Source organism: Luedemannella flava (assembly GCF_039528515.1).
GTDB lineage: Bacteria > Actinomycetota > Actinomycetes > Mycobacteriales > Micromonosporaceae > Luedemannella > Luedemannella flava.
Genome location: NZ_BAAALT010000363.1, coordinates 1 through 4,480, shown reverse-complemented (window position 1 = coordinate 4,480; position 4,480 = coordinate 1). Strand labels below are relative to the sequence as shown.

The window sequence follows — 4,480 nt, the reverse complement described above, 5'->3', positions numbered from 1 at the left end:
CCGCCCCACGCGGCCGGCGAGGTCGCGCGCATCGCCGAGGACGCGACCGGTGCGCTCGTGCTCGCCGGGCCCCGGGCCCGGGTGCCGGACGTGCTCGCCGGGCTCGACGGCGCGGCCACCGCCCACGTGGCGGCGCACGGCACGTTCCGCGCGGACAACCCGCTGTTCTCCCACCTGTCGCTCGCGGACGGGCCACTGACCGTGCACGACCTGCTGCCGCTGCGGCGGCCGCCCGGGCTGCTCGTGCTGTCCGCCTGCGACAGCGGGGTGTCCACCGTGCACGAGGGCGACGAGCTCATGGGCTTCGCCGCGGCCATGCTGGGCCTGGGTACGCGCACGATCATCGCCAGCGTCGGCCCGGTCGACGACGAGGCGACCCGGGCGCTCATGGTCGACCTGCACCGCCGCCTTGCCCGCGCGGTCGCCCCGGCACAGGCGCTCGCCGAGGCCCAGGCGGCGCAGACCGCTGACGCGCTGTCGAGCACCCACGCGTTCCGCTGCTTCGGCGCGGGCTGAACGTGACCCGGTCTCGTCCGAACGGAGGCTGTGAGAGCGCCGTCGACGTGCTTCGCTGGGTGCCGGAGGCCATTCGATCCACAATGGAGACAATGTGACGGGCGTCGATCACGTGATCGCTGGACGGTACCGGTTGGTGTCCCGGCTGGGCGCCGGCGGCATGGGCACCGTGTGGCAGGCCCACGACGAGCGCCTGCGCCGCGACGTCGCCGTCAAACACATCGTGTTCCCCGCGACGAGCAGCGGGACCGAGCAACAGCGGCTGGCCGCGCTCGCGATGGCGGAGGCACGCCACGCCGCGAGCCTGGCGCACCCGCACATCGTGGCGGTGCACGACGTGATCGAGGAGGACGCACAGGTCTACATCGTGATGCAGCTCGTCGTCGGGCAGACCCTTGAGCAGGTGGTGCGCGGCGGTGGCCCGCTGCCGCCCGCGCGGGTCGCCACGATCGGCCTCGCCCTGCTCGACGCCCTGTCGGCCGCGCACGAAGCCGGCGTGCTGCACCGCGACGTGAAGCCCTCGAACGTGCTGATCTCGCAGGCCGGCACGGTGCTGCTGACCGACTTCTCGATCTCCCGCGCCGTGGGCGTGGGCACGATGACCCGCAGTTCCATCCTCATGGGCACGCCGGGCTTCATCGCGCCGGAGCGCTTCACCGACGGCATCTCCGGCCCGGAGGGCGACCTCTTCGGACTGGGCGCCACGCTCTATTTCGCGGTGCAGGGCAAGCCGCCGTTCTACAGCGAGGACGGCCTGGCCAACCTCTTCGCGAGCGCCTCCCGGGCGCACGCGCCCGCCGACCGCGCCGGCGACCTGGCGCCCGCGCTCGACGGCCTGCTCGCCAAGAGCCCCGCCGAACGCTGGAGCGGCGCCCGGGCCCGGGCCGAGCTGGCGGCCGTCAGCCGACCCGCGACCGAGCGCGCGACCGCGCCGACCGTGGTGGACTCGCCACCGGTCGTGCTGCGGGCCGAGGCCCCCGGACCAGCGCCCACGCGGCCGTCCATCACCAAGACCTCGTCCCGCGGGACGGCACTGCGCTGGCTCGGTCTCGTCGGTGCCGTGGTCGTCATCGCGGCCATCGTGGTGGCGGCGGTGGTGATCCGGGGCAACCTCAACGACGCCCGCCGCGCGCGCCCGGGCGACTGCCTGCGCGCCCTCGACGACCAGAGCAGCTACAACAAGATCGTCGACTGCGCCGACGACGCGGCGGCGAGGAAGGTCATCGGGGTCGTCACCAACGTGCCGTTCGTGGATCCCGACCCGAACTGCGCGCAGTGGGCGCCGGACGTGACCTCGCAGTTCTGGTTCCCCGACGGCAGCGGCGGCCTGGGCACGGAACTCTGCCTCGGGGACGTCCGCTGACCAGCGGCTGAGGCCGTACCCAAAGAATCTTTCTCCGGTGTGTATCAGGGCCGCCTGACGCTGCTCTGTCTCTCCCGTCAGCACCACGGTGGGCGGGAAGGAGGCCGGGATGAGCGCACCGCTGCCCGCGGCCGCTGGGCGCGGCACGGTGGCCGAGGCCACCTGGACCGTCCTCAACTGCCTGGCCGGCGCCGGTGTGCCGGCCAGCGTGGCGCAGCCCGGGCCGCGCGCCTCGGCGTCGACGGAGGACGTCGCCGTCTGGCCGGTGGCCCTGCTGCCCGAACGGGTCAGCGGGCCCACGGGCGGTGAGCCGCTGCGGTTGCGCGCACGGTACCTGGTGACGTCCGACAGTCCGCAATGGACGACCGCGACGCTCGACCGGGTGCTGTCCGCGCTCCTCGCCGAGCCCGCGCTCGGCCTCGTGCCGGAGCCCGTACCGACCGAGCTGTGGGTCGCGCTGGGCGCTCCCCCGCGGCTCGCGCTGCTGGTGGACGTGCCCGTGCGCGTGCACCGGCCGGCACCGTCGGCGCCCCGGGTCACCGGCGGGCTGCGGATCACCGAGACCCCGCTGCGCGCGGTGCGCGGGCAGGTCGTCGGGCCCAGCGACGTGCCGGTTCCCGGCGTACGGGTCGTGGCGGTGGGGCTCGACCTCGCCACCCGCACCGACGCGCACGGCGCGTTCGCGTTCGCCGGCCTGCCGGTCGCCGCGACCCGGCTCACCGTAGCCGGCAAGGGGCTGCGCGGCGGCGCCGACGTGCCCGCCGACGCGGCCCAACCAGTCGTCCTGCACTGCCAGTACGAGGAGGTTTAGTCCATGCCCTTCTACGCGTCTCCCGGCATCTATGTCGAGGAGGTACCCAGCGGCGCGCGGCCGATCGGAGCGGTCGGTACGTCCACCGCCGGCTTCGTCGGCGTCGCGCCCGACCCGAACGCCCCGCAGCACGAGGCGATCGCGGTCAACAGCTGGTCGGAGTTCCTGCGCTACTTCGGCGGCGGCGACGACACGCCGAGCACCCCGCTGGCCCGTGGCGTGTACGGGTTCTTCGACAACGGCGGCGGCCGCTGCTACGTGGTCAGCGTCGGGCGCACCGACCCGATCGCCGGCGGCGGCCGCCAGCGCTCCGGCCTCGACCTGCTCGAGTCGGTCGACGAGGTGGCGATCGTGGCGGCCCCCGGCTACGCCGATCCGGCCTCGTACGAGGCGCTGCTCGCGCACTGCGAGCGCCTCGGCGACCGGATCGCCATCCTCGACCCGCCGGAGGACGTGCCGGCCGTCGACCGGCTCATCACCGTGGCGACCACGGGCGTGCCCCCGAAGAAGGCCACGGCGAAGTCGGCCGACCAAACCGAGGCGGCGCCCGCCAAGGCGGCCACAGCCGAGCCGGCGGGCCTGCGCCCGCGCGAGTCGGCGTACGGCGCGTTCTACTTCCCGTGGATCGTGGTGCGCGACCCGCTGTCCGGCGACGTGATCGCCACCCCGCCGAGCGGCCACGTGGCCGGCGTGTGGGCGCGCAACGACACGCTGCGCGGGGTGCACAAGGCGCCGGCCAACGAGCCGGTGCGCGGCGTGCTCGACCTGACCTACCGGGTCACCCGGGCCGAGCAGGACCTGCTCAACCCCAAGGGCGTCAACTGCATCCGGTACTTCGCATCGGAGGGCGTACGCATCTGGGGCGCCCGGACGCTGGCCGCCGAGGCGAGCGAGTGGCGCTACCTCAACGTGCGGCGCCTGTTCAACATGCTCAAGGAGTCCATCGCCGAGGGCACCAACTGGATCGTCTTCGAGCCCAACGACGGCCTGCTGTGGCGCTCGATCCGCCGCGACATCAACGCCTTCCTCACCCGCGTGTGGCGCGACGGCGCACTGCTGGGCCGTACGCCGGCCGAGGCGTTCTTCGTCAAGTGCGACGAGGAGACCAACCCCGCCGACGTCCGCGACGCCGGGCAGGTCGTCGCCCTGATCGGGGTCGCGCCGGTCAAGCCGGCCGAGTTCGTCGTGTTCAAGCTCAGCCAGTCGCTGGCCGGACCGGAAACGGAGTAGGTAGATGACGCAGCCGAACGCGTCGGGCGCTCAGCCGGGCAACTGGGTGGACCCCTACCGCGCGTACAACTTCAAGCTCCTCATCAACGGTGTCACCGAGGGCCACTTCACCGAGGTCGGCGGGCTCGGCCTGAAGGTGGAGCGGATCTCCTACCGGGAGGCCGGCAACAGCTCGATCGTGCGGGCCATCCCGGGCCGGGTCAGCTACGCACCCGTCACCCTCCGGTTCGGTCTCACCTCGTCGGCGGACCTGTGGGAGTGGCTGATGACGGCCGTCGAGGGCCGCGTCAACCGGCGCAACGTCTCCGTGGTCATGCTCGACGCCAGCGGCACCACCGAGGTCCTGCGCTGGAACCTGCTCAACGCGTGGCCGGAGGAGTGGTACGGCGCGCCGCTGGACGCGCTGAGCCGGGAACTGGCGATCGAGACGCTCGTGCTGGCGCACGAGGGCCTGCAGCGGGAGACCAGCGGTGGCGCGGCGGCGGCGTAGTCCCGCCGAGGCCGCCCGCCGCCGGTGCGCCCGGTGGCTCGCCGCGCTCGCCGACGCGCTGGCCCGGCTG

At 73.8% G+C, this 4,480-nt stretch carries 5 protein-coding genes; all 5 read left to right on the top strand.

Going from position 1 to position 4,480, the window contains the following annotated elements:
• Window positions 1-516, top strand: a 516-nt coding sequence (locus tag ABD211_RS33495) for a CHAT domain-containing protein (protein WP_344140608.1), incomplete at its 5' end; no start/stop codon positions are given.
• A 94-nt stretch (window positions 517-610) separates the two neighbouring features.
• Window positions 611-1,879, top strand: a complete 1,269-nt coding sequence (locus ABD211_RS33490) for a serine/threonine-protein kinase (protein WP_344140606.1) — start codon at window positions 611-613, stop codon at window positions 1,877-1,879.
• A 109-nt stretch (window positions 1,880-1,988) separates the two neighbouring features.
• Window positions 1,989-2,690, top strand: coding sequence for a carboxypeptidase-like regulatory domain-containing protein (locus ABD211_RS33485; protein ID WP_344140604.1), 702 nt, complete (start codon window positions 1,989-1,991; stop codon window positions 2,688-2,690).
• Window positions 2,691-2,693: 3 nt separating this feature from the next.
• The gene (locus ABD211_RS33480) at window positions 2,694-3,920 is read left to right on the top strand and encodes a phage tail sheath family protein (RefSeq protein ID WP_344140602.1); all 1,227 of its coding nucleotides are present in this window, start codon (window positions 2,694-2,696) and stop codon (window positions 3,918-3,920) included.
• Between the two features lie 4 nt (window positions 3,921-3,924).
• Complete coding sequence (locus ABD211_RS33475; protein ID WP_344140600.1) at window positions 3,925-4,410, top strand: phage tail protein; 486 nt, start codon at window positions 3,925-3,927, stop codon at window positions 4,408-4,410.
• Window positions 4,411-4,480 lie beyond the last annotated feature (70 nt).